General features: G+C 51.1%; 29 protein-coding genes. 22 read left to right on the top strand and 7 right to left on the bottom strand.

The genetic code is table 11. The features are described 5' to 3' along the window. Nucleotides 1–18: 18 nt before the first annotated feature. The 5 genes from FHD02_RS13560 to flgA form a co-directional block, all read right to left on the bottom strand. Nucleotides 19–2,580: a glycosyltransferase gene (locus FHD02_RS13560; protein WP_220393967.1), complete on the bottom strand. Its 2,562-nt coding sequence runs from the start codon at nucleotides 2,578–2,580 to the stop codon at nucleotides 19–21. A 56-nt stretch (nucleotides 2,581–2,636) separates the two neighbouring features. Next, the gene (locus tag FHD02_RS13565) at nucleotides 2,637–3,581 is read right to left on the bottom strand and encodes a lysine-N-methylase (protein WP_137360636.1); all 945 of its coding nucleotides are present in this window, start codon (nucleotides 3,579–3,581) and stop codon (nucleotides 2,637–2,639) included. A gap of 134 nt (nucleotides 3,582–3,715) precedes the next feature. Further along, nucleotides 3,716–4,144: a flagellar protein FlgN gene (gene flgN / locus FHD02_RS13570; RefSeq protein WP_137360637.1), complete on the bottom strand. Its 429-nt coding sequence runs from the start codon at nucleotides 4,142–4,144 to the stop codon at nucleotides 3,716–3,718. A 12-nt stretch (nucleotides 4,145–4,156) separates the two neighbouring features. Continuing rightward, entirely contained in the window at nucleotides 4,157–4,444 is a 288-nt protein-coding gene (flgM, locus tag FHD02_RS13575) for a flagellar biosynthesis anti-sigma factor FlgM (RefSeq protein ID WP_137360638.1), read from the bottom strand. Nucleotides 4,445–4,543: 99 nt separating this feature from the next. Beyond that, nucleotides 4,544–5,311 (bottom strand): flagellar basal body P-ring formation chaperone FlgA, encoded by a 768-nt coding sequence (gene flgA, locus FHD02_RS13580; protein ID WP_220393968.1) that lies wholly within the window; start codon nucleotides 5,309–5,311, stop codon nucleotides 4,544–4,546. Between the two features lie 82 nt (nucleotides 5,312–5,393). Here flgA and FHD02_RS13585 point away from each other — a divergent pair, with 82 nt between their 5' ends. From FHD02_RS13585 to FHD02_RS13640, 12 genes are all read left to right on the top strand, one after another. After that, complete coding sequence (locus FHD02_RS13585; RefSeq protein WP_137360640.1) at nucleotides 5,394–5,741, top strand: flagellar basal body protein; 348 nt, start codon at nucleotides 5,394–5,396, stop codon at nucleotides 5,739–5,741. Nucleotides 5,742–5,743: 2 nt separating this feature from the next. Further along, nucleotides 5,744–6,175, top strand: coding sequence for a flagellar basal body rod protein FlgC (gene flgC / locus FHD02_RS13590; RefSeq protein ID WP_006685942.1), 432 nt, complete (start codon nucleotides 5,744–5,746; stop codon nucleotides 6,173–6,175). Next, nucleotides 6,175–7,044: a flagellar hook capping FlgD N-terminal domain-containing protein gene (locus FHD02_RS13595; RefSeq protein ID WP_079225400.1), complete on the top strand. Its 870-nt coding sequence runs from the start codon at nucleotides 6,175–6,177 to the stop codon at nucleotides 7,042–7,044. Before flgC ends, FHD02_RS13595 begins: the two co-directional genes overlap by 1 nt. 26 nt (nucleotides 7,045–7,070) lie before the next feature. Beyond that, nucleotides 7,071–8,303 (top strand): flagellar hook protein FlgE, encoded by a 1,233-nt coding sequence (gene flgE, locus FHD02_RS13600; RefSeq protein ID WP_137370313.1) that lies wholly within the window; start codon nucleotides 7,071–7,073, stop codon nucleotides 8,301–8,303. A 9-nt stretch (nucleotides 8,304–8,312) separates the two neighbouring features. Next, the gene (locus FHD02_RS13605; protein ID WP_042310418.1) at nucleotides 8,313–9,050 is read left to right on the top strand and encodes a flagellar basal body rod protein FlgF; all 738 of its coding nucleotides are present in this window, start codon (nucleotides 8,313–8,315) and stop codon (nucleotides 9,048–9,050) included. Between the two features lie 30 nt (nucleotides 9,051–9,080). Then, nucleotides 9,081–9,866: a flagellar basal-body rod protein FlgG gene (flgG, locus tag FHD02_RS13610; protein ID WP_042310416.1), complete on the top strand. Its 786-nt coding sequence runs from the start codon at nucleotides 9,081–9,083 to the stop codon at nucleotides 9,864–9,866. Between the two features lie 56 nt (nucleotides 9,867–9,922). After that, nucleotides 9,923–10,588 carry a flagellar basal body L-ring protein FlgH gene (gene flgH / locus FHD02_RS13615; protein WP_038643004.1) on the top strand — a complete coding sequence of 222 codons (666 nt, stop codon included), beginning with the start codon at nucleotides 9,923–9,925 and terminating at the stop codon, nucleotides 10,586–10,588. 14 nt (nucleotides 10,589–10,602) lie between these two features. Further along, nucleotides 10,603–11,724, top strand: coding sequence for a flagellar basal body P-ring protein FlgI (locus FHD02_RS13620; protein ID WP_220393969.1), 1,122 nt, complete (start codon nucleotides 10,603–10,605; stop codon nucleotides 11,722–11,724). Between the two features lie 8 nt (nucleotides 11,725–11,732). After that, complete coding sequence (locus tag FHD02_RS13625) at nucleotides 11,733–12,035, top strand: rod-binding protein (protein WP_094301070.1); 303 nt, start codon at nucleotides 11,733–11,735, stop codon at nucleotides 12,033–12,035. A gap of 98 nt (nucleotides 12,036–12,133) precedes the next feature. Continuing rightward, nucleotides 12,134–13,513: a flagellar hook-associated protein FlgK gene (gene flgK / locus FHD02_RS13630; protein ID WP_220393970.1), complete on the top strand. Its 1,380-nt coding sequence runs from the start codon at nucleotides 12,134–12,136 to the stop codon at nucleotides 13,511–13,513. An 18-nt stretch (nucleotides 13,514–13,531) separates the two neighbouring features. Next, nucleotides 13,532–14,461, top strand: a complete 930-nt coding sequence (gene flgL / locus FHD02_RS13635; RefSeq protein WP_137360646.1) for a flagellar hook-associated protein FlgL — start codon at nucleotides 13,532–13,534, stop codon at nucleotides 14,459–14,461. A gap of 25 nt (nucleotides 14,462–14,486) precedes the next feature. After that, nucleotides 14,487–15,488: a flagellar hook-associated protein gene (locus FHD02_RS13640; RefSeq protein ID WP_137360647.1), complete on the top strand. Its 1,002-nt coding sequence runs from the start codon at nucleotides 14,487–14,489 to the stop codon at nucleotides 15,486–15,488. Here the strand turns inward: FHD02_RS13640 and FHD02_RS13645 are convergent. After that, nucleotides 15,485–15,964, bottom strand: coding sequence for a hypothetical protein (locus tag FHD02_RS13645; protein ID WP_137360648.1), 480 nt, complete (start codon nucleotides 15,962–15,964; stop codon nucleotides 15,485–15,487). The two genes, FHD02_RS13640 and FHD02_RS13645, sit on opposite strands and share 4 nt — an antisense overlap. Then, nucleotides 15,942–16,892, bottom strand: a complete 951-nt coding sequence (locus FHD02_RS13650) for a transcriptional regulator (RefSeq protein WP_137360649.1) — start codon at nucleotides 16,890–16,892, stop codon at nucleotides 15,942–15,944. Before FHD02_RS13650 ends, FHD02_RS13645 begins: the two co-directional genes overlap by 23 nt. Nucleotides 16,893–17,444: 552 nt before the next feature. Between FHD02_RS13650 and lafA the strand changes: the two genes are divergently transcribed. The 10 genes from lafA to FHD02_RS13700 all read left to right on the top strand — a co-directional run bounded on the left by lafA (nucleotide 17,445) and on the right by FHD02_RS13700 (nucleotide 25,604). Beyond that, nucleotides 17,445–18,359: a lateral flagellin LafA gene (gene lafA, locus FHD02_RS13655; protein WP_137360650.1), complete on the top strand. Its 915-nt coding sequence runs from the start codon at nucleotides 17,445–17,447 to the stop codon at nucleotides 18,357–18,359. 195 nt (nucleotides 18,360–18,554) lie between these two features. Beyond that, on the top strand, nucleotides 18,555–19,880 hold the full coding sequence (gene fliD, locus FHD02_RS13660) for a flagellar filament capping protein FliD (protein ID WP_137360651.1): 1,326 nt from the start codon (nucleotides 18,555–18,557) through the stop codon (nucleotides 19,878–19,880). Between the two features lie 33 nt (nucleotides 19,881–19,913). Beyond that, complete coding sequence (gene fliS, locus FHD02_RS13665) at nucleotides 19,914–20,306, top strand: flagellar export chaperone FliS (RefSeq protein WP_003843794.1); 393 nt, start codon at nucleotides 19,914–19,916, stop codon at nucleotides 20,304–20,306. Nucleotides 20,307–20,310: 4 nt separating this feature from the next. Next, entirely contained in the window at nucleotides 20,311–20,628 is a 318-nt protein-coding gene (locus FHD02_RS13670; RefSeq protein ID WP_137360652.1) for a flagellar protein FliT, read from the top strand. Next, nucleotides 20,625–21,797, top strand: coding sequence for a flagellar hook-length control protein FliK (locus tag FHD02_RS13675; RefSeq protein WP_137360653.1), 1,173 nt, complete (start codon nucleotides 20,625–20,627; stop codon nucleotides 21,795–21,797). Before FHD02_RS13670 ends, FHD02_RS13675 begins: the two co-directional genes overlap by 4 nt. A gap of 7 nt (nucleotides 21,798–21,804) precedes the next feature. Continuing rightward, nucleotides 21,805–22,275: a flagellar basal body-associated protein FliL gene (gene fliL, locus FHD02_RS13680; RefSeq protein ID WP_200007999.1), complete on the top strand. Its 471-nt coding sequence runs from the start codon at nucleotides 21,805–21,807 to the stop codon at nucleotides 22,273–22,275. A gap of 20 nt (nucleotides 22,276–22,295) precedes the next feature. Then, complete coding sequence (locus FHD02_RS13685) at nucleotides 22,296–23,012, top strand: FliA/WhiG family RNA polymerase sigma factor (RefSeq protein ID WP_220393971.1); 717 nt, start codon at nucleotides 22,296–22,298, stop codon at nucleotides 23,010–23,012. 29 nt (nucleotides 23,013–23,041) lie between these two features. Beyond that, nucleotides 23,042–23,905: a flagellar motor stator protein MotA gene (gene motA / locus FHD02_RS13690; protein WP_006685923.1), complete on the top strand. Its 864-nt coding sequence runs from the start codon at nucleotides 23,042–23,044 to the stop codon at nucleotides 23,903–23,905. Nucleotides 23,906–23,907: 2 nt separating this feature from the next. Next, nucleotides 23,908–24,906, top strand: a complete 999-nt coding sequence (lafU, locus tag FHD02_RS13695; RefSeq protein ID WP_200007997.1) for a putative lateral flagellar export/assembly protein LafU — start codon at nucleotides 23,908–23,910, stop codon at nucleotides 24,904–24,906. Between the two features lie 56 nt (nucleotides 24,907–24,962). After that, nucleotides 24,963–25,604, top strand: coding sequence for a DNA primase (locus FHD02_RS13700; RefSeq protein ID WP_220393972.1), 642 nt, complete (start codon nucleotides 24,963–24,965; stop codon nucleotides 25,602–25,604). Nucleotides 25,605–25,638: the final 34 nt, after the last annotated feature.

The raw sequence follows: 25,638 nt of genomic DNA on the forward strand, positions 1-25,638 counted from the left end.
GGCGAAAATTATTTTTTATTAACTAAATAACTTCTTTTGCAGGCTAAGCAGCAGCGTATTGCTGTGCTGTTGGGATGAAGCATCGATGAGGTTCGCTATTTCCAGCGCTGCCCTTTGCCCTGCCTGTCCATCCATAAACGCATCACAATAGTGGTGGCGAATCTCAGCTAACGGCGTTTCAAGTACAGCCCAGTCAAATGTGTCGGAGAGCGCGTTGCGTAACGCCTGTATATCCTGAGCCACCGGGAGAATGTCACAGATGCGTTGATCGGCACTTTCAGGGGTAGAGAAGCTTAGATGGCCATCCAATAGCGAGGCCATATCTGGCCAGCTCAGTAAAATGACGCGTTTATTCATATGAATAGCATCAAAAATAAAGCCGCTGCTGTCCGTCAGGATGTAATCTGCTTGGGCAATAAGCGCCAGCAGATGCTGTGGGTCGTCGAGTCTGTTCTTTAAATACCGCTGCGCCAGCGCCAGAGAGGCGGTTTCTTCCGGTCTGTGAAGGGTGCCATGATGCAATTTAGTGACGATATTATATTCATGGCTTAACCGACCGAGCTGTTCCGCCCAATGGGGCAGAGAGCTTAGCGCGCCATAGGTTGGGGCATACAGAATGGTTTGTTTTTTCGCATTGAGCTTCAGGCTGTTTGGCAACGTGTTATCAAAAGTGTGGTTGTGCCACTCATCGAAGCGGGGATTGCCGACCACTTTTGCACTGCCGCCAATATCAAGCGCGTGCTGGCTATAGTGGCTGTAGCACAGGATGCGATGATAAAAAGCATTCCACCAGGCATGGTTCCACTCTTCTTTCGCCAGACCATACATGGCACGCACATGGGTATCCGCCAGTCCGTTTAGCAACGGCGTGTAGTAAGGGCTGACCAGACATTTGAAACGCTGGCGTTGCTCAATGACCGTAGAAAGACGTGTTCCACCCAGCGCGGGGTCGTTAATGGTTTTAATCGTTGCCGTCATTTCATCCAGAAACGATTTATGGATTTTGTCACTCACCAACAACGAGCAAGTATGGCCCATCGCCTGCAGTGCGGTAATGATGGGGCGGTACACCGCGTAATGCAGCGACGTTTCCATATAGAAGCCAATCCTATCGCTATTTGACAAAACTGGGAGAGCTTGTGAACTAACTGGATTTGATTGGCGTATAGGTTTTTTATTAATTTTATTGAAGTAAAAACCTATATTATCGGTCTCTTTCTTCTCTATATCACTGTAACCAGGTCGTTGATAGCAAATGCTTGGATAGCAGGCGAGCCATTTACCTTTATGTATTAATGCCTGCCATTGTTCTTCGACTACATGTGAAAGGTCGCTTTCCATTTGTTTGGACAATGTTGAATAATAATGACTATTTACCAGATATGCGCATACTTTATTACAGTCACGCGCATGAATCATGCCGTTAAGGCTTTTGAGTACATTCCCTCGCTTAATTTCCCCACCGAAAATAATAACTTCCCATGGAAAGGTAGGCAGAGCATTGAGTAGAGAATTCAGTACCCGGATATGCTTTTCTTGTTTCAGAATAACGCTATCGTCTTCCAGTAGCAGATAGTTTTTCCAGCCCTGCCGTTGAGCCAGTTTGAGTGCCTTCAGATGAGACTGACGTCGGCCTAACTGGCCATTTTCGGTTTCACATGCTGCCAGACGGGTTATTTTTTCTGCAGGAATATTGAGTTGCGCGAGTTCTTGCTGAATGAGTGTCAAGCGATCTGTGCGTGAATTCATATTCACGACTACGACTTGATCAATGTTGTCCCAGCGGATCGGTTGATTATGGGTAGCATTATGCAGACTTTGGTACCAGTTTTTCAGCATAGGATCTGCGATAGACTGGGCCAGGGTCGTTTTAAGTGGTTCACTTGCCCCCAGTACAAAATCTTTATCAAATGTATTTTGGCTGTGCGAGATACAGATGATGGTGCGCTCGCCCGGCAATTGCAGTGGATTCACGGTGAATTGATTGGTGAATCCTTCTTCTTCGCCTAAGTTACATTCATCATCGTAACGGTGCTTTTTCAAATAATTGCGATGGTAGCAAAAGGTGCCGTTGAGGATGTTTTGCGGGCCAAAGCTGCGGCTTTTAAACAAGCGGTTGATATGGCTATACCAGATGGGAATTTGATCGGAACCCGAAATTAACGCCCGGTGTCGCTGCATCATCTCAATGGTGTAAGAGATCTTATCCGCCGGATAATAGTCATCGTCATCCATACACAGAATATATTCACCTAACGCCAGCTCATTGAGCATATTGCGTTTTCTGCCCAGGTCGAGTTTTTCCGGATGATAGATATAGCGAATATTAAATTTCTCAGGGTGGTTTTGCGTCAGCCTGTCGATGATCGATTGATGGTTCTGCGGGGAATCATCGAGGATCACCAGCTCCCGACGGTCGGCAGGGTAATCCTGGTAGCGGAACATATACAGTAAATACGGTAAGAAAGCGGCGCGGTTCCATGTTGGGGTAACGACGCTGACAAACGGTTTTTCACGACCAGTATCCAGCGTTTTGACAATGCCGGTCAGGGCGGAGCGAGCTTTAGAGGTTTCAGGCATAGTGGTGTGTATTCGCGGTTTGAAAAAGGACCGGGCATTCACCCGGTCAACAGGCACTAACGTGTAATCAGGGAAAACGCCGAGAGCAGAGGCTCTCCAGGCATGATGCTCAGAATGTATTCACGTAGATATGCGGCATCATTACTGCTACGCCACTCTTCAAACACGGCAAAAAGCGCATAAATATCCTCATGGCTCAGTATGGAGTCATCCATCGTCCACAGGCAAAGCATGGTTCGGATCATAAAGAAGTCGCAGACAAGCTCGAAATAGCGCTGGATGACACCTTCGCTGTCATGTTGCGGGAACATGTCATGATAAAGTCGGTATATCAGATAGTTACTGAAAATCCATGCTTCCTGCACGAAGTACGTTTCATGCGTATTACACCACTGATCATGCAATTGCTGCTGGAGCAAGGCTTCACTGTTCGCATCCTGTAGCATCAGCAGGCTGACCTGGAGAGGTAATGTGAGTTTACGCGTACTTTCCGGCAGCAGATCCCAATTGAATTCACAACTGCCCATACGGGTAATTAATTCACGCTGTAGCTGGGGCAGGCTTGGTAATTGTGCAAACTGATCCTGCAGTTTTCCTTCCTGTACATGGCCTGCGAGGATCTGCGGCAATGATGCCAGTTTTTCCAGTACCGCTTCGCTATTGCCTGGGCATTTTTCGGAAAAAGAGAGCGTGATCCCCAGCGCATACAGGCGCAGCTCCGGCGATAAACCTGGAAGGGTGATGGTATTCAGAGCGGATTGATTCAAGACCTGATCGCGTGGGGATAACGCCGGGCTGTCAGGGTCGGCCGCACATTTTGAATGATGCAAGACAAAGGCATTGGGATCGCCTAATGCAGCCTGGCAGCTGGCTGGATCGGTTAAGACCAGACTCTGACGAACTTCCGTTTTCCAGCGCATGTTGACCAGTAAAGCGGAATCCGGGTGGTGGGATAAAAACAACCGGACAAAGTCAGGCTCATAACAATCAATCATACTCATAATGTGTTCTCAGTAATCCCAATATTCAAAATCTGGCTCTAACAGTGCAATATCCATGCCTGAATTTTAATTGTAATTATATCAATTGGTTATGCGAGGCGCGGAAAGTCGGTTTCCGCGTCAGGAAGGAAGTTTTAGCGTTGGTAAATAAAATCTGGCTCAGTGCCTAAAAAAGCCTGAATAAATTCATACTGACGGATCAGCAGATCGCCATTCTTTTCGTTGTACATCTTGCAGCGTGTCGCTTTTTGCTCAAGGCTTTGCCACCAGCCCTCTGCGGCACTTTTCTGCACGCCCGGCAGCCAGCTAAAGACCTGTTCCATTCCTGCACGATTGACGCTTACGCCCAGCAATTGCAGGATCGAGCGGCGCTGTTGGCTGCTGTTTTGCAACTGCTCATAATGCTGTTGAATAAGTTCATTGACGGCCAGTAGCTCGTCGCTGTCGCGACGGATCATACACAGACGTTGTTGTTCCAACTGGTGTCTGAGCGCGTCATACCGCGTCCCGTCCTCACGGATGCCCTGAAGCAGAGTTTTCACCTGCTGTAGCCTGGTGCTCACTGTTGTCGCCTCTTATTTCTGGAAAAAGCTGAGCATGTCCCCAGCCAATTGATCGGAATCAACCTGCAAGTCGCCTGAGGCCAGCATGGCCTGCATTTGCGCCACTTTGTCGTAATCAACGTCACTTTGCGCATCACTGTTCAGCGTTTGCTGCGCCGTTTGCAATCCCGCCTGAGTAATGTCATCAGCGGAAAGCGATGCGGAACTGGACGCGCTCGCCTGCACGCTGCTCTTGTCTGCACGCGCCTGTTCGGTTGTCGAAGCAGGGCGATTGCCTGGCAGAGTTGGGGTAATTTTCATAGCAACCTCGTACATATTTCGTTGGGTTGGTTATCTGTTATTGGCTAAAAGCGACGGCAATAGAGGAAAACTTTAATTCCATCACAAAAAATCCCCGCACTACTGCGCCATCAGCGTGGTGACCACACCGGTATCATCCACCACACCGCTAATGATCCGCTGGCTGCTGCTGTTGCGAATTTTTATCACATCCCCTTTACGACCATTTTTCAATGCCACGCCCGGCATCGAGGCGGTAATCCCAGCCGTATGGGAGACAATCATTACCGGCTGGTCGCGTTTAACCAATACGGGCTGAACCAGCTCGCTACGGGTGATCGGTTTACCCGGTTGCAGGGCGCGCTTGCTGGTGAGACCAATCGCTTCATCCATATTTGTCATCAACCCTTCCCGCTGGTTGCTGATATTAAATTTTTTAAGCAGCAGGTCGTCGGCGGTGATGACCGTATCGCGTGTAATCAACGACTTTGGCATCACTACCGGCACCGACACGTCGGGGCGCACTGCAACGTTATATTTCCAGCCGGCGCTGCCCGGACAACTCACCACAAAGTTCATTCGTGTCAGGGCCATTTCCGGGGAGGTGCTGGAGGTGATCTGTGGCGCCGACGCGCATAGCGCGCTGGTGCTCACGGCGGAGGGGATATAGATATTGAACGTGTAGCGATAGTCCTGCCACTGCTGTTTGCGCGCCAGCGCGTCAATTTCATGACTGGCGGCATCGAGAACCCGCGCGTTGATCTGTTCCCGGGCGCTGTGCTGAATGGGATGGACGGCGGCATGTACGGGTAAGCCACAGCATACAGCCAGCATCATTTCCACGGCAAAGCGGAAAGAGGACTTCCTTCTGTGAGGAGGTGTTTTCATAAAGTCATTTCTCATCAATCACTTAAAAGTTGGCATACATATTGCTAATAACAGCGATATCTACGCAGGAGTGATGCAAGAAATGGGAATCAGTTTTCAGCAGGCATTGGGTGTACATCCGCAGGCAGTGAAGTTACGTCTTGAGAGGACCGAGCTACTGACAGCGAATCTGGCAAACGTCGATACACCAAATTTCAAAGCCAAAGATATTGATTTTGCCGCTGAGATGCAACGGGCAAGTCGCACAAATGTTCCACCCGAGGTGGACGTGAAGTACCGGGTGCCGATGCAGCCTTCAGAGGATGGCAATACCGTAGAGCTGAATACCGAGCAGGCCCGGTTTTCACAAAATAGTATGGATTATCAAAGCAGTCTGACCTTTTTGAACCTGCAACTTAGCGGTATCAAAGAGGCCATTGAAGGAAAATAACCATGTCGTTTACTGATATTTACCAGATTTCCGGCTCGGCGATGACGGCGCAAACCATCCGTCTGAATACCGTCGCCAGCAACATGGCGAATGCGGAATCTCCTGCCAGCAGCGAGGCGCAGGCCTATAAGGCGCGCAGTCCGGTTTTTGCCGCGGTTTACAACAATAGCCTGATAGGTGGACATAACCGTCACGCCATTGATGGCGCCAGCGTACAGGTACAGGACGTCATGCAAAGCGGCGGGGCGGTGAAACGTTATGAGCCGCACCACCCAATGGCGGACCAGAATGGTTTTGTCTGGTACCCGGACGTCAACGTGGTCGAGCAAATGGCTGACATGATGTCAGCGTCACGTGATTTTGAAACCGACGTTGATGTGCTGAATAACGTCAAAAGTATGCAGCAAAGCTTACTCAAACTGGGAGAAGTGTAATGAATACCCTGGCTCTGTATGCCCAATCTCAGGCGCTGGCTTCTTCTCAGGAGAAGCCGACGGCCGTTGCTGAAAATAACGTCGGCGCCACAGCGCAAAGCTCTAATGTGGGAGACAGCAGTTCTTCTGCCACGTCGTCAACGACGGATACCAGCGACACGACTAATACCCCAACGACGACGGTATCGACGGAAACCTCAGGGGTGGAAACCTTCCTGACCTTATTTGTTGCGGAAATCGAAAATCAGGATCCAACCGATCCCACCGATCCTACGGCCTATATCGATCAGCTCTCCTCAATGGCGCAGGTCGCCATGATGGAAGAGATGAGCGTCCAGGCCAACACCAACGCCGTGCTGATGAGCAACATTCAGGTGATGGCGCTGGGGAATATGGTCGGCGACGACATCATGGTGCAAACCACCTCGCTGGATATCGAAGATAACAGCAAGGAGATTCAGGGGCGCGTCACGCTGGATGACAGCTGTACCGATGTGGATTTGCACTTTACCGATGAAGCGGGTGATGACTACACCGTGTCGCTGATCCCGGAAGGTGAAACCTCCGTCGGACCCGGCCAGGTGGACTTCGACATCAATCCTGCGGATTACGGCATCCCGCCGGGCGATTACAGCGTATCCGTGGTGACCAATACCGGGGAAGAGGAAGTGCCGATTGAGGTGACAGGCAAGGTAGAAGATGTGCGTATTCCGCTCGATGGCAGCACGCCGGTGCTCAACGTTGACGGCGTTGGTGAAGTGCCATTCACCATGATCACCCAGTTTGGCGTACCGGATAGCACTGATGACACCACGCCGCCAGATACTAACGACGGCAGCGATAACGCCAACAGCAATACAGTGCTCTGATTTAGTTTACATTACAGGAAGAAACAATGAGTTATGAAATTGCAGCGACGGGGCTAAACGCCGTCAACGAACAACTGGACGGTATCAGTAACAATATCGCTAACTCCGGGACGGTCGGTTATAAATCAATGACTACCCAGTTCTCCGCCATGTACGCCGGGACACAGGCGATGGGCGTAAGCGTGGCAGGTTCCGCACAAAGTATCTCCACCGGTGGTTCGATGGTTTCCACCGGCAATGCGCTGGATTTGGCCATTAACGATGATGGCTTTTTCGTCATGTGCGACAGCGCAGGGAACATCTCCTATACCCGCGCCGGTTCTTTTGTGACGGATAAAAACGGTTATATCGTCAATGCGTCCGGTGATTACCTGCAAGGTTATCCGGTTGATGACAGCGGCACGCTGCAAACCGGTACCGTCACTGATATCCAGATTAAAACCGGCAACATCCCGGCGCAGGCCACCGACAGCATGACCTTCACGGCAAACTTTGATGCCAGTGATGAGATTATTGATCGTGATGGCGATCCTTCGGCGACCCCCCCAGTAGATGGGGTCAAATTTGACCCAAACAACAGCGACACCTACACCGACAGCTACACCACCACCGTGTATGACTCGCTGGGTAATGAGCACTCGGTTAGCCAGTATTTTACTAAAACCGCAGATAACACCTGGGAAGTGCAGTACACCTTTGATGGTGAGGCGCAGAGCGGCGTACCGCCGACCACACTGACCTTTGATCAGAATACCGGTAAGCTGACATCGCCAACAACGCCGCAAACCATCACGTTCACTACTGATGAAGCTGCGCCGATTTCAATGACCGTCGATTATTCAGACTGTACTCAGTACGGCTCTGATTTCTCGGTGACGACCAACTCCGCCACCGGTTATGCCTCCGCGACGCAAAACGGCGTACAGGTTGATGACGACGGTAAAGTTTACGCCACCTACAGCAACGGCGAACGCATGCTGCAGGGTCAGGTCGTGCTCGCGACCTTCCCGGATGAGAACGGGCTGGAAGCGGTAAGCGGTACAGCCTGGGTACAGACGGGCGAATCCGGCACGCCGCTGATTGGCACACCTGGCTCCGGCTCTTGCGGCACGCTCTCCTCCGGCATGCTCGAAAGCTCCAACGTGGATATCACCAACGAACTGGTCAATCTCATGACCGCCCAGCGTAATTACCAGGCGAACACCAAGGTGATTTCGACCAGTACGCAGTTGGATCAGGCTCTCTTCCAGGCGATGTAAGGCTAAGAAATGGATCGGTTGATTTATACCGCACTGAGCGGCGCCACCCAGACGCTGCTGGAGCAGCAAATTAGCGCCAATAACCTCGCCAACGTTAACACCAATGGTTTTCGCGCGGATATGGCGATGGCGAGCAATGACAAAGTAAAAGGCGGTGGTTTCGATACGCGTTTTATGGCGAAGGAGAGTCCCAGCGGCGTCAATGATAGCACCGGCGTGGCGGAAAAAACCGAACGCCCGCTTGATGTTGCTATTCAGGGATCCGGCTATATCGCCGTGCAGGATAAAGCCGGAAACGAGGTATACACCCGTAACGGCAATATTCAGCAGGACGATCAGGGGCAACTGACCATCGACGGTAACGTGGTGCTCGGGGATAACGGCCCGATTATTTTACCGCCAAATGCGATTGCCTCTTTCGGCAGCGACGGCACGCTCTCGGTCACCCCTGACGATGGTGATGTTACCGCCACGATGGATATTGATCGCCTGAAGCTGGTGGATATTCCGGTCGCCAACCTGGCGAAAAATAGCGAAGGGATGCTGGTAACGGCGGACGGCGTACCGGCACAGCGCGATGAGAACATCAAAGTGAGCGGCGGCTTTCTGGAAGGCAGTAACGTGTCTGCGGTGAGCGAAATGATGTCATCTATCGCGATGAACCGTCAGTTCGAAGCGCAAATCAAGATGATGAAAACGGCTGAAGATCTCAGCGACTCGGGCAACAGGCTGCTACGCGGCTCCTGAGTCGTAGCCTTTAATCAGGGATAAAGTTTTATGAACGCAGCGTTATGGATCAGTAAAACCGGCCTGTCGGCGCAGGATGCTGAGATGAGTGCGATTGCCAACAACATCGCCAACGTCAATACCACGGGCTTTAAGCGCGACCGCGTGATGTTCCAGGATCTGTTTTATCAGACTCAGGAAGCGCCGGGCGCCATGCTCGATCAAAACAACATCATGCCGACCGGAATGCAGTTCGGTAGCGGTGTTCGTATTGTGGGAACGCAAAAAACCTTCACCGAAGGGAATGTTGAAACCACCGACAATACGATGAACGTGGCCATCATGGGGCAGGGGTTCTGGCAGGTGCAAAAAGCCAATGGGGATATCGCATATACCCGTGACGGCAATATGCAGGTTAACGCCGACGGCGTGCTAACCAACGCCCAGGGATTGCCGCTACAGCCAGAAATTGATGTACCTGCAGGGGCCACCCAAGTCGCTTTTTCACCTGACGGCACCGTGACGGCAATCCTGCCCGGCGACAGTGACCCTACCGAACTGGGGCAACTGACGCTGGTGAATTTCGCCAACCCGGCCGGGCTTTCAGCCGAAGGCGACAACCTGTATCTGGAAACGGCGGCCAGCGGTCAACCGACGGAAGGTATTCCGGGGGAAGATGGCCTGGGAACGTTACAGGATAAAGCGCTGGAAGGCTCGAACGTGGACATCGTCAACGAAATGGTGGCGATGATCACCGTACAGCGCGCCTATGAGATGAACGCCAAAATGGTCTCTGCGGCAGACGATATGCTGCAGTTTATTAGTCAGACACTGTAACCCAAGAATGTGAAATGCCGGATGGTACAGTTCCATCCGGCAGAAATAGGCAGAACGTGAAAAATTATCTCTGGCTGATGGTACTGCTTCCCTTGTTAAGCGGGTGCGAATCGCAGGCCCTACTGGTCAAAAAAAATGACGAATTCTTTGCTCCTCCCAAAACGGAAGCGCCGCCAACGGCGGATGGCCGAGCGGGGGGCGTGTTTGAAACGGGGTATAACTGGTCGCTGACGGCGGACCGCCGCGCCTATCGGGTGGGCGATATCCTGACCGTGATGCTGGAGGAATCTACCCAGTCGAGCAAACAGGCGAAAACCAATTTCGGGAAAAACAATACCGTCGATATCGGCGCGCCGACGCTTTTCGGACATACCAAAGATAACCTTTCCGCTTCCGTGGATGCCAATCGCGATTTCAACGGGACGGCGACCTCGCAGCAGCAAAACAGTTTGCGCGGCGAAATTACGGTGTCGGTACACTCGGTGCAGTCGAACGGCATTCTGGAAATTCGCGGCGAAAAATGGCTCACCCTTAACCAGGGCGATGAGTACATTCGCCTGAGCGGTCTGGTGCGCGCCGATGACATTCAGAACGACAACTCCGTCTCATCGCAGCGTATTGCCGATGCGCGTATCTCCTATGCGGGTCGTGGCGCATTGAGCGATGCCAATGCGGCGGGCTGGCTGACGCGTCTGTTTAACCATCCTCTCTTCCCGATCTAATGCAGGATTTTGATATGCAACACTTAAGCGGGCGCTGGATGAAGGCGTTAAACGGCATCGTTATCGCCCTGAGCCTGGCGCTACCTGGCGCGGTGCAGGCGCAATCTCTGGAGTCGCTGGTTAATGTCCAGGGGGTCAGGGAAAACCAACTCGTCGGCTACAGTCTGGTGGTCGGTCTGGATGGAACCGGGGATAAAAACCAGGTCAAATTTACCAACCAGACAATTACCAACATGCTGCGCCAGTTTGGCGTACAACTGCCGGGCAAAATCGATCCGAAGGTGAAGAACGTTGCGGCGGTGGCGGTCAGCGCGACGTTGCCGCCCATGTACTCGCGTGGGCAGACCATTGACGTCACGGTTTCGTCGATTGGCGATGCCAAAAGCCTGCGCGGCGGCACATTATTACTCACCCAATTACACGGCGCGGACGGAGAGGTCTACGCCCTTGCGCAAGGGAGCGTGGTGGTCGGCGGGATGAACGCGACCGGGGCCAGCGGCTCCAGCGTCACCGTGAATACCCCCACCGCCGGGCTGATACCGAACGGCGCGTCGGTAGAGCGTGAAATTCCCAGCGATTTCCAGATGGGCGATACCATCACGCTTAACCTGAAACGTCCCTCTTTCAAAGATGCCAATAATATTGCGGCGGCGATCAACGCGTCGTTTGGCGGCATTGCGACGGCACAAAGCTCAACCAACGTTATCGTCCGCGCGCCAACCAGCCCCGGGGCGCGCGTTGCCTTTATGTCTCAGTTGGATGACGTTCAGGTACAGGCGGAAAAAGTCCGCGCTCGGGTGGTGTTTAACTCGCGTACCGGTACGGTGGTTATGGGCGATGGTATCGCCCTGCATGCGGCGGCGGTATCGCATGGCAGCCTGACGGTGTCCATCAATGAAAGCAGCAACGTCAGCCAGCCGAATGCATTTGCCGGTGGTCGTACGGCGGTGACGCCGCAAAGCAACATTTCGGTGAATCATGCCCGCCCGGGAATGATCAGTTTGCCAGAGTCCAGCAGTCTGAAAACGCTGGTCAACGCGCTCAATAGCCTGGGGGCTACGCCGGACGACATTATGTCCATTTTACAGGCCCTGCATGAAGCCGGCGCGCTGGATGCCGATCTGGAGGTGATTTAATGGCCGACATCAAGGTGAATCACAGCGGGGGCATTGACGGCAGCGATGCGTTAATGGGTCCAAAAATCAAAGATAACGATTTGCAGAAAGCGGCCCAGCAGTTTGAAGCCATTTTCTTACGCAACATGCTGAAAGAGATGCGTAAAACCAATGAGATCTTCGACTCAAAAGATAACCCGTTTAACAGCGACTCGGTACGCATGATGCAGGGATTTTATGACGATCAACTGTGCAACAGTCTTGCCCAGCAGCACGGCATTGGCATTGCGGAGATGATCGTCAAACAACTCTCCCCTCATCACAAAGGATAAAGGTTGCGCGGTGGCTTAAGAACTGCGGTTTTTTCGCCGCTCTTAATCGGCAAGGTTGTTAACGACAGACCGGGTAACTGACCGGCGAGGATGCTTTGATGGATATGATTAACATTGGCTACAGCGGCGCATCGACTGCGCAGGTGGAGCTTAACGTAACGGCGCAAAACACGGCCAACGCCATGACTGACGGTTACACCCGGCAGGTTGCTATGACCAGTACCATAGGCGCCAGCTCCGGTTCGGCGAACAGCGCGGGTAACGGGGTGCAGGTCGACAGTATTCGCCGGGTCTCAAACCAGTATCAGGTTAACCAGGTCTGGTATGCCGCCAGCGATTATGGCTATTACAACACCCAGCAAGAGTATTTAACGCAGTTGGAAACCGTCCTCAGTGATGATAACAGTAGCCTGAGCGGGGGTTTTGATAACTTTTTTGCGGCGCTAAATGAAGCCACCACCAGCCCGGATGATTCCGCCCTGCGTGAACAGGTGATCAGCGAGTCCGGCGCGCTGGCGCTGCGTGTGGATAACACCCTCGATTATATCGACTCGCAAAGCAGTGAGATCGTCAGCCAGGAGCAGGCGATGGTGGCGCAGGTGAACACCCTGACCAGCGGCATTGCCAGCTATAACCAGCAAATTGCGCAAGCTGAAGCCAACGGTGATAACGCGTCGGCGCTGTATGACGCCCGCGATCAGATGGTCGAACAACTCAGCGGTATCATGGACGTTCAGGTCAATATCGATGATGAAGGCAACTATAACGTCACGCTGCAAAATGGTCAGCCATTGGTCAGCGGGCAGGTGAGTTCCACCATCGAACTGGATACCAATGCCGACGGCACGCAGAGTATGTCGCTGACGTTTGCCGGAACCACATCTTCTATGAACACCGATACCGGCGGCTCGCTGGGCGCGTTGTTTGATTATCAGAATGAAATACTGACGCCGTTGACCGGAACGATTAACAGCATGGCTGAGCAGTTTGCCGATGCGGTGAACACGCAACTGGCGCAGGGCTACGATCTGAGCGGCCAACACCCCGATCAACCGCTGTTTATTTATGATGAAAACTCATCAGATGGCCCGCTGGAAGTGAATCCCAAAATCACCGCCGATGAGCTGGCATTTTCCAGTTCGCCTGACGAAAGCGGTAACAGCGACAACCTGCAGGCGCTGATCAACATCTCTACTGAACCGCTGGAAATCGAAGGCCTCGGCAGCGTAACCGTAGGCGAAGCTTGTTCATCGATCATCAGTAACATCGGTATCTACAGCCAGCAAAACCAGACGGAAGCTGAAGCCGCAGCGAACGTGTACTCCGAGGCACAGAACCAGCAGAGCAGCGTGAGCGGCGTCAGCATGGATGAAGAAGCGGTAAACCTCATTACCTATCAGCAGATTTATGAGGCCAACCTCAAAGTCATCTCCACGGGCGCAGATATTTTCGACTCTGTGCTGGAAATGTGTAGCTAACCGGAAGGGGAATGAAAAATGCGAGTAACTGCACAGCAGTCTTATGTGTCCATGACGCAGAGTTTTAACGACCTTTCCAGCGATCTTTCTCACGTCGTCACGCAGATGGCGACGGGGAAAAGCATTCTGTTGCCGTCTGACGATCCGATTGCGGCGACCCGTATCACCCAGCTTAACCGCCAGCAATCGGCTCTCGACCAGTACCAAACGAATATTGATTCCGCGACGGCCGGGATGAGCCAGCAGGAATCTATTCTCGATGGCGTCAATAACGATCTGTTGGCTATTCGCGACGATCTGTTAGAAGCCGCGAACGGCACCAATACCGCCGAGTCATTATCCAGCCTGGGGCAGGATATCCAGTCGATGACTGAAGCGATGGTGGCGGCGCTCAATTACCAGGATGAAGACGGGCATTATGTGTTTGGTGGGACGGTGAACGATCGGCCGCCGATTGTCGCTGTTGATGATGACGGAGATGGCGTGACTGATAGCTATACCTACCAGGGTAATAGCGAGCATCGCCAGACCACGGTTTCCAATGGTGTCGAGGTGGATACCAATGTGGCCGTCAGCGACTTCTTCGGCGATAGCCTGGATGTGCTGAACACCTTAACGTCATTATCGAAAGAGCTGCAGGATCCATCGATAGACCCCGCCGATCCGCAGGTGCAAAGCGATATTCAGAATGCCATCGACACGGTAGACGTGGCCTCTGATGAACTCAATGCCTCCATCGCCACCATTGGTGAAACGCAGAATACAATGACCATGCTGAGCGGTGCTCAGACGGATATCTCAACGTCCAACGATCAGCTTATCAGCCAGTTGAGCGATCTGGATTACGGTCCAGCCTCCATTACCTTTACCGGACTGGAAATGGCGATGGAAGCCACCTTAAAAACCTACTCTAAAGTGAGTGAGTTGAACCTTTTCAGTGTGATTTAACAGTGAGCACTAACTCAGGAATAGTATGCAGGTCGGTTTAAATACAACATCACTCTCCGGTAGCGGAGCGCTTAATCCTTCTGTGCAGCAGCATACCGTTGCGCAGAATGCCCCTGTCCGTCAAAAGTTACCCGCAACGGCGAGTGATTACCCGGCCTCACCGCTTATTACCACCCGGCCTCAGCGTTACAGCGTGCAGCTTAACGATCAGCTCACCACGCTGCAGCAGGCCGATCACTATCTGGGGCAACTGGAACAGCATTTGCTGGATTATCGCCATGCCTCGCGCCGTGGCGGGCAGACGCAGCAGCAAAAGGGCGCCGAGCTTACTCAGTGGCTGGACAAAAGAACGGCGTTATCCGGCGGCGCGGTGGACAGGCAACTGCGTCCGGTTTTGCAAGGCGAGGCGCGAGTGAATTTTCACGCGCCTGAACTGGCGCAGATGCTGCAAAAAGATGCCATAAGCTCACGCATGTTTAGTGTTTCCGACGGGCGGCAAACGCAGCACTCTGCGGTGGTGGTTGGTGAGGATATGGATCCAGGTCAGTACAAAATGATGATGAACAACGCGCTGCGTCGCGTCGGCGTACAGGTGCACGATCGGCAGGGCGCGTTAACGTTCTCCACCACCGAAAAGCAGTGGACGCAGATCCAACAGACCCTGAGCGTACGCGATGTTGACGCGAAGTCGTCAGCATTTACTCCACTGAAAACATTTGCCGATCCCTCACGTTCAGAGGAGCTTCAACAGCATATAGCGCAGGGCGGCACCCGAACTCAGGACGGATTACAGCAGGCGTTGGATATTATTGGCGATCAGCGTGCGCAAATGGCTGCCCAGCAGGAGAAGGCCCGGCAACTGATTGACGGTATGGCGCGTTTTCCACAGGCGGAAAGTGCGGTGAAAGCCTCTGAATCACTGGGGGGAGTATTGGATCATGCTAATCACAATTATCAGGTATTAGCACAGGCGGTAAACGGACAAGCCCGGCTTTCCAGCCAGACTGTCCGTAGTTTATTAAGTTAATTCTGCTGACATGCATTTGTTGAGAAGTTAAATGCAGCGGGGTCTGTGATTAACAGACCTCCAACATCCCGTGTAAAAAGCAAATTTTGCTGTGGGTTTAAATGAAGCCACCACGTATGCAGGTTGTGCTCAGAGACAAATACCCCGAAATTAGCCAGCCGGGAATCGTTTTGATCGGTTTTGGTGGCGCTAAAGTGAAACTCCCCCTCTTTAGATGAACCTGCATAATGATTTATACACGATGCAATCTTAAACGTGGATGGCATTTTGTTATTTTGCTCCAACGGGACGAGAGTGACAGTTGTGTTTTTATTCAGAGGACTGGCGATAAGTTCATAATGTGCGTTTTTACCAGTAGTAAGATCGTAATTGGCAATAACCGTGTTTTCAATGTGAGCATACACGATGAAAGTGAAAAATAGCGTTAAAACAGACAGGCCAGGGAAAAAGAAATTATTTGCATTTTGGCATTTCATTTAACATTTTCTCCACTTCTTTAATTAAAATACCATTCATTTCGTTATCTTTATTTAGCCAGTGATCGAAACTCAGTGCTAACTGCCATTTGTCATTGCATTGATTACTAAGCACAATATCAAGGGCGAGTTTGTTCAGTGAGATTCGATAATACATGGTCATCGAGGCGTTATGGCTTAGCAACAGTGGGTTGAGCTGCTCTATACCAGGAAGAATATGCGGTGAAACAAGCGATGACGATTTCTTATTCTCACCTGGGTCGTAAAGTTGATATACCGTAACACGGTTGAGATTTTCCAGCGTCTCTTTAACCAGTTGCGGAGCTTCTTCCATTTTAGTGGCAGATGGTGCTTTAAAATAAGAGATTAAAATAAACAACGACAGCGCGATAACGATAACGGGTAAGGTAATCAACACGGCTCGGTACGGATGTCGCCTGAAGGTTGTTTTTTTCTGGTTTCTTACTGATAGTTGACTGTTAAGTAAGGTTATTTTTTCATGGGTGGTTGATGAAAGCGTTTCATCAACTGCAAGGGCCTCAACAACCTCGGCATGCGTTTCGGCTTCATCAATAGTACTGTCATCAGCCACAATTTCATTATGGTCAATAGTTTCAATCAGGTACTTTTTATTAAATAAATACCCTTTTTTTGGAATGGTTTTTATAATTTCCTGCTGCTTGCCGTCATCGTCGATAGCAACACGTAGGGCATGAATGGCTGTCGGCAGGCTATTTCCACCAACGATGCGATTCTTCCACACTGCGCTCATTAAATACGACCGAGATAAAACGACATCGGCATTTTTAGCTAATGTCTCTAACAGAATAAAATGGTATTCGCCCAGGCGACGTATCTCGCCTGTTTCACAATGGATTAACGCATTAAGCGAGGAATCCATCCGCCAGTTGTTGACTACGATACTCATCGATTTGTATACCTGTGCAAGATTTTATATCCCTGGTGTCACACCGTTAAAAATCAGTGCATTAAAATTCTGGAGAAATTGAAATGTCTTTCTGGCTATGAGGCTACAGCCGAATCGCTATTGAGTGTTTTTTATGCTGTCCAAAAATGGACTCGAAATGTAACGAAAGTGCTTGCGACTCACAATATAAAAATAGAGGCTATTTGCAACCAAATGTAAAATAAAGTCTGGGTACAGTGGTTTAACGCATTTTCGATTAAGGATAATCTTATCATTATCATTAAGTTAACCCTGGAGGTGCGTAATCAATCAACCCATGATTAGATATTTCTAATAATCTTTTAATTAAATCATGGGTGAGTTCTTGATTAAATGATGACTTTTGAGTGCTAAAGCACGGAAAGCTAAAATAGCGCTGTGGTTCTTGTGTCTCTCCTCGATAAGGAAGTTGTGGGCTTATAATTTTTTTTCGCCGCGCTTTAAGTTTTCCGAACGGGTGGTCGTTTTTACAGAGTATCGAAACGAAAACGATTATTCCCAAGGAGCAGTACCATGTTATCGATTAATACTAATACCGCATCAATGGCAGCTGTAAATGCTATCAACAAAAGCAGCGCATCCCTGTCTACTTCCATGGAACGTCTGGCGACAGGTAACCGTATTAACTCTTCTGCGGATGATGCTGCGGGCAAACAGATTGCCAATCGCCTGACTGCGCAGTCCAGCGGTATGGGCGTTGCGCTGAGCAATATCCAGGACGCAACGGCGATGCTGCAGACTGCGGATAGCATGTTCGACGAAATGACCGACGTACTGGGTCGCATGAAAGATCTGGCAACACAGGCAGCGAACGGAACGTACAGCGACGAAGACCTGCAATCCATGCAGGATGAGTATGACGAACTGGGTCAGCAGATGTCCGATATGCTGCAGAATACCACCTACGGTGGCACTAACCTGTTCGGTGTCTCCAACACCAGCAATACCAAAACTGACGGTTTGTTCCAGAGTTCTGTTACCTTCCAGGTCGGGGCTGAATCCTCCGATACCATGACGGTGAATATTTCTGATCAGCTAGAAACGCTTGTTGGTCATTTATCAGATATCAGCACATCTTTCCGTTATGATCAAAATGATCCTACAGGTAAAGCAGATATGACGGGCGGTACCGAACTAACAGTCTCCGGTTCTGCAAATAATATGATCTCAAGCATTTCAACTGCAATGGATGACGTGTCTAAGATCCAGTCCAAACTGGGTGCATCCATCAACCGTCTGAACGACACTGCGGCTAACCTGACCAGCATGCAGGACAACACGGAAGTGGCGATCGGTAACATTATGGATACCGACTACGCGACGGAAGCGTCCAACATGACCCAGCAACAGGTGCTGATGCAAACGGGTATCACCATGCTGAAGCAGTCCAACAGCATGTCCAGCATGGTTTCCAGCCTGCTGCAGTAATTCCTGACGTGATGTCATGCACAACACCGCCACCCGGCGGTGTTGTGCTTTCAGCGACCGGGCCTTTACCTGGAAACCTTCCTGAAGAAGGGAAAATTCATTTCCGCTACTAAGATAACCTACTGAATATAAATAATAAAAATATTGGCATGTATTTTGCTATCACATAAATAACGTTGCACGGAGTCACTGATTATGAGCTTTACGAGTCCGATCCAAAAATTAGCACAAGAATTTGCCTACGCAGATATTGCCACCCAGGCGGCAAACTTGCAGAACGAACAGGCTGAGCTGGATGCAGAGAGTAACGGCCTGGACTCGTTAAGTTCGGCGCTCACTGACTTTCAGTCAGCAATAGACGCGCTTAACAGCGACACTGACGGCCCGCTGACGTTTTCTGCCACCTCGAATAATGAGGCGAATACGGTGTCAGCGAACTCGCAGGCGCAGGCGGGGACCTATTCATTCTATGTCACAAAACTGGCAGAGGCGCAGCAGACGACCTTCAGCATGAGCGATGACACGTTTAGCGCATCCGGCACGTTTGAGCTAACGATGGATGACGGCACGACCATGGATATCGATCTCGCGGCTGCCGATGAAGATGGCGACAGCTTTATTGATGCCAACGAACTGGTTGATGCCATTAATGACTCGGATGATAACCCCGGCGTGTCGGCGGCGTTGGTCAAAACCGATGGGACAACCACCATTATGCTGACGTCCGATACCACGGGGGCGCAAAGCGGATTCTCTATAAATGTCTCGGGAAACGACACATTCCTTGATGAGGTCACAGCCAGCAAAAATAACGTCACGGATGCGCAGGACGCAGAAATTCATCTCGGAAGTCAAACAGGTCCTGCAATCACCAGTAGCACCAACACTTTTGATGATGTGATCCCCGGCGTAACCATGACCTTCACCGAGGCCAGCGATCCTAATGATCCTGACGATTTGACCACTTTTACCATTGCTGAAGACTCCAGTGGTTCTCAGGCAAAAGTGCAAACCTTCGTAGATGCCTATAACACGCTGATCGACACCATCGATTCTCTCACCAGCTATGGCGATGACGACACCGCTGCCGGGGTCTTTGCCGGTGATGCCGGGATGAATTCGCTGGCAAATCAGATGGATGATATCGCTCACGCTTCATACGGCGGCGTATCGATTGTGGATTACGGCATCACGCTGGATTCCGACGGTCACTTACAAATTGACTCCACCCAGTTCAGCGAAGAAATGGAAGAGAACCCGGACGGGTTGACCTCAATCTTTGTCGGCGATGACAGCATGGTCGCGCAAATGGACGACCTGATGGACAGCTATCTGGATTCCAGCAACGGCATCATTGCTATGCGCCAGGAGAACATTGATGACCAGCAGGACAAGATTTCGGATGAAGGCGATCAGCTAACGCAGACATATAACACGAACTATGAGCGCTATGTGGAAGAGTACACCAATACGCTGGTTGAGGTGAACACCATGAAAGTAAGTATGGCCGCGTTTATGTAACCGGCTGATTTAAAATAAGGATTAAAAACCAATATGTACGACACGCAGGATGGTTATTCGCAATATAAAGAGATGGATCTTGCTGCGCGTACGGCAGCAGCATCGCCGTTAGAGCTGGTGCTGGTGCTGTTTTCGGGACTGATGGACGAACTGGAACGCGCGAAAAGTCACATTGAGAACAAACGCTACGAGCGTAAAGCGCAAAGCATCAATAAATGCATCGATATTCTTAACGCCTTAACCAGTTCGCTGGAGTTTGAAACCGGCGGCGAGCTGGTGGTGAACCTGTCCCGGCTTTATGACCACTGCGTCTACCGACTGTATGAAGCCAGCGGCGAATTGTCGTTAGAAAAAATTGATGAAGTGATCCTCATCCTGACGAATCTGCGCACAGGCTGGGAAGGTCTGTCGGCAAAACTTGGATAAGGCGATGGAAAGAGAGCGTCAGCAACAGCAACTTTATGCCCTGGTGGCGGCGATGAACGATGCCCTGGATCAAAAACGGTGGCGGCGCTTGCCCGGACTGCATCAGCAGGTGATGCGTGATTTTCATACTTATGCGACCTGGGAAACTGACGACGCCGCGCTGGGTGAGGTGAAACGCAAAATGCTTACGGCGTTTGAGGCGCTGATTGAACGACGCACGCAGCGTGCGGAAGAACTCAAAACGAGCATGGAGAAACATCAGCAAAACCAGGAAGGAATGTTGGCGTATTCAATGGTTAATTTAATTTCGGAGAAGGCATGAATCCTGTATTACTGGCCTCGGTCAGTGCGTCGACAGAGGCCACACCGGAAAAGGCGACTATTTCGGCGTCGGCGGCCTCTGCAAGCAGCGGCACATTTTCTTTACCTCAGTCGGGGCTTAACGCCGCGGTTGAGCGGCTGATTGGCGCAAAACTGAGTCATCAGCAGACATCGGCGGCTGCACATAAACAAGACGATGCGAATCCGGCAGCCATGCAAGCATTGCTGGCTATGCTACTGGCGCAACCGACTCAGGCAGCTCCGGCCGATTTACAAAAGCAGCCTGATGGTGAAATGCTGAAAATGCTGGCGCAGGTACAAACCACCCATTCGGGGTCATCACTGCTGCGCCAACTGGCGAGCGCCATGGCCCAGCCGGAAAACACGTCCACGCCATCGGCTGAGCAGCACACAACTGACTTATCGTCACTGCCGCCTAAGCTGCAAACGTTATTGGCGTCACTCAGCGAGGATTTGCCGTCAGCAACGCCGGATCAGCAGGCTAAGCTGGCGACGTTTTCCGCTCAGGATCTGCGTGCGATTGCGCCGGAGCCTGCGTCACTCTCGACCACCCAACAAATTTCTGCTCGGGTGAAAGCAACCCAGAACGCCGGTCCTCGCACGGTGGTTGAGAGAAAAACCGCTGGCGTGACGGTTAACCCAGCGCCCTCTACGCAAAGTTTGCTCAATACCGCGGCGCAGGGAAATCAGCCGGTGAATCCGCTGACTGACCATAACATCGTGTCGACGCAAGCGTCCTCGCCGGTGGCGATGTCAACGGAGGAACTTGGGGAAAAACTTACTGCGCTGCTCAAAGACAGAATTCAGTTCCAGATTGGTCAGCAACAGCAGGTGTCGACCATTCGTCTTGATCCTCCTTCGCTGGGCAAACTGGAAATCGCCGTGCAACTGGATGCAGGCAAGCTGATGGTTCACATCGGCGCAAATCAGAGCGATGTCTGCCGCTCATTGCAACAATTTAGCGACAACCTACGCCAGCACCTGACGGCGCAGAACTTCATGGAAGTCAATGTTCAGGTCTCTTCCGAGGGACAATCGCAGCAGCAAAAACAGCAGTCAGGTCATCAACAGGATGAGGTGACGTCGGCGTTAACGCTTAACGACGAACCTCAATTTCAACAAAACGAATCCATTCTGATCAAAGTGTAAGAGCAAGATGAAGAAAATTGTTATCGCGTGTGTGATCAGCTCCGTCGTCGCTTTGGCTATTGCAGGGGGCGCCGGATGGGGCATTTATCATTCTATGAATAAGGGAACCACGGCTGCAGCAGCGACTCCCGCTCATGAAGCGGAAGACAGCCAGGATGAATCCAGCAGTATTTTTGTCTCCCTGCCAGAAACGGTGGTTACGCTGCATGATGATGAAGGGGGCGATCGCTATATGGTCGCTGAGCTGGTAATGGTCGTTGATTCAGAGAAAGACGCTGAAAAAATTAAGAAGGACGAACCGCTTTATCAAAGTATTACCGTAGATGAGCTCTCGAATATGAAATATGAAGATATTCGGGCGCTGAAGATCTCCGATATCAGAAAGAAAGTATTTGAGAATCTGAAAGTCGAATTAGCGAAACGCAAAATGGCGACACCTTATAAGGACATTTTGGTGAAAAAAGTCGTGTTCCAATAAGCGACAAGCCAGGAAATAACATGATACAGGATGCTTACGAGTCAGAAGACTTTAATGCGACGCCCGTGCTCACGCCAAAGCAAGAGAGCCATTATTTACAGGCTTATCTACCTTTGGTGCGTAAAGTGGTGCGTCAACTTGCGCCGCAATGTACCTGCGTTATGGACAGGCAGGATATGGAACAAACGGCGCTGATGGGATTGCTGAACGCGATTCGCCGCTACGGTCAGCCAGACGAAGGTTTTGCCGGTTATGCCGTCCACCGCATACGCGGCGCAATTCTGGATGAGCTGCGCAGCCTCGACTGGCGGCCTCGCCAGCTACGGCAAAAATACCATCAGATTAAAGATTTGATTCGTGATGCGCGCACACAGCTTGGGCATGAGCCTTCATGGGAGGAGTTGTCCCGGCTGGGATTATCGTCTGAGGATTATCAGGAATATCAACAATTGGAAGGCGCCGAAACGCTGGCCAGTCTGGATGAATTACTGAATGGCGATATGCCGATTGCACTGCTCGAAGGGCGGGGGCTTGAGGAGCAATTCGTCACCCAGGAGATGTTGAGTTACGCCCTGAGCCAACTCAGCGAAAAAGAGGGCCTCGTGCTCTCAATGTATTACCAACACGATATGAATTTAAAAGAGATCGCGCTGGTATTAGGGCTGACCGAAGCCCGAATTTGTCAAATGAATAAAAAAATCACGCACAAGATTCGTGATTGTTTATATCCAGACTAACAATTCCGAATCAACATGCGGAGGACGTAATGCAAAAGATTTTTGGTTTATTAGTGGTTTTGGGCTGCGTATTTGGCGGCTACTTTGAGGCTGGTGGGCAGTTAATTGCTATTTGGCAGCCAGCAGAAATTATTATTATCGTCGGTGCTGGTCTGGGGGCGATGATTATTGGTAACCCGGTACATGTCCTGAAAGAGATCGCCCACCAGATCAAAGGGGTGATCAGTAAAAAGAAAATGGGACCGGAGTTTCAGCGTCAGCTACTGATGTGCCTGTATGAGCTGCTGGAAATGGTGCAGAACGGTGGTCTGCGTATGCTGGATCAGCATATCGAGCAGCCGGAAGAAAGCACCATTTTCCAGAAATACCCGCTGGTGCTGACTCAGAAGCGACTGGTGACATTTATCGCCGATAACTTCCGTCTGATGGCGATGGGGAAAATCGATGCCCATGAACTGGAAGGGATCCTCGATCAGGAACTGGATACCGCCGAAGAGTCTTTGTTAACCCCTTCGCGCTCCTTGCAGCGTACCGCCGAGGCGATGCCCGGATTCGGCATTTGTGCTGCGGTACTGGGCATTATCATCACCATGCAGTCTATCGATGGCTCCATTGCGCTTATCGGTTTGAAAGTGGCGGCGGCGTTAGTGGGGACATTCTTAGGGGTGTTCATCTGTTATTGCCTGATGGACCCGCTGGCAAACGCCATGGAACAGCAGGCGCGGGCAGAGCATTCGCTGCTCGAATGCGTTCGTACCGTGCTGGTGGCGCAAGCGGGCGGTAAACCGACGCTACTGGCGGTCGATGCTGGCCGTAAACTTCTCCATCTGGCCTCTAAACCCACTTTCGCCAATCTGGATGCGTGGGTTAATGCGATGCTGGAGCAGGAATAAGCATGAGGAAGGGGCCAAATCGTCGCGATCGCGGCGCGAAAACCACCATTATCCGCCGACAAATTAAAAAGAACCATGCAGGTCATCATGGCGGGGCGTGGAAGGTCGCCTTTGCTGATTTTACGCTGGCGATGATGGCGCTGTTTATGACGCTGTGGATTGTGAACAGCGTCAGCAAGGCTGACCGCGAAAATATCGTGGCGGCGCTGCATGGTCAGTCAATCTTTAACGGTGGCGGTATGGCGCCGTTGAACAAGCTGGGCAAGCAGCCGATAGCGCCAGGCGCGCAGAAGAAAAACGTCACGCGCAACAAGCTTGATAAAACCGTGAATCCACAGGAGACGGCGAGGATCACGGAAGAGAACGCGAAAAAGGCGCTGGACGTGAACGAGAAAACGGCGTTACTGAAACAAAAATCAGCCCAGGAGCTAGGCGAGCTGGCGACCGACATTAACGTCATTGCCCGCAATGCGCATATGGAGACCAACCTTGAAATGGAGATTGTTCCTCAGGGGTTGCGCGTACTGATTAAAGATGATCAGAACCGTAATATGTTCGAACGCGGTAGCGCCAAAATTATGCCGTTCTTTAAATCGCTGCTGGTTGAGCTGGCCCCTGTGTTTGACTCGCTGGACAACAAGATCATCATTACCGGGCATACGGACGCGATGAGCTATAAGAGTAACATTTACAACAACTGGAACCTGTCAGGCGACCGCGCATTGTCGGCCCGTCGTGTGCTGGAAGATGCCGGAATGCCGCAGGATAAAGTTATGCAGGTCAGCGCTATGGCCGACCAAATGCTGCTGGATGCGAAAAATCCGGAAAGCGCCGGCAACCGTCGCATTGAGATTATGGTATTGACGCAAAGCGCTTCCGATACGCTGTATCAATATTTTGGTCAGCATGGCGAGAAGGTGGTACAGCCGCTGGTTGATAAGCTCGACAAACAAAAGCAGGTGACTTCTTTACGCCAACATTCTGCTCCCGTCACGCATTAATTCGGTTCCCCGTCCCCCACGCAACGTGGGGGCAAATTATCCCGCAGGGAGGCAATGTGATAGATGTAACCCATATTATTCCATTGGATATTCATACTGATAACGTCACGGATGTGGCCTGTCAGGGCGCGCATTTCGACAAAGTTTCCGGGATCTGGTACACCGAACCCCATGAGCTAAACGAGGCGCTTCGTGACTATGTCTACAACACCGACAGTTTTAACATCGTCGCGCCGTACTATCTGGTGATTACCTCGAAGATGCACTGCTGGAACTGCCACCAGCTCACCCATATTCACGGAGTGATGTTTACCCGCTTTATCAGAAAAGATCAGGATGGCAAAGGCTGGCAATCTATTCGACGGAATACCTTTCTGTTCCACATTAATTCTCTGCCTGAAGAGATAAAAAAGAACATCAAAGCCAGCAATTACTATCTGGATAAAAGTAAAACTACCGGGCTACGTTACTGGATGAATCATTGTGAAATTTGTGGAGAGCGTCTGGGCGACTACGAGCTTTTCTGCGTGGAAAATGATGCCTTTCGCCTGATGACGATCGAAAAATTGTTGCGGGCAAAGATTCGCAAAGTGAATAAACTTTTTGTCAGTACGGCGGGTAATCCCGCAGAGCATAAGGCCACGGACATCGTGCGTTATCTGTGCGATGCGCGCTTCGTTATGAATGGTCCAGCGTAAGGCATAATCATACTTCTCACACCATAAAAATACT

This window comes from Citrobacter sp. EC_71, from assembly GCF_019584005.1.
Taxonomy (GTDB): domain Bacteria; phylum Pseudomonadota; class Gammaproteobacteria; order Enterobacterales; family Enterobacteriaceae; genus Citrobacter; species Citrobacter werkmanii.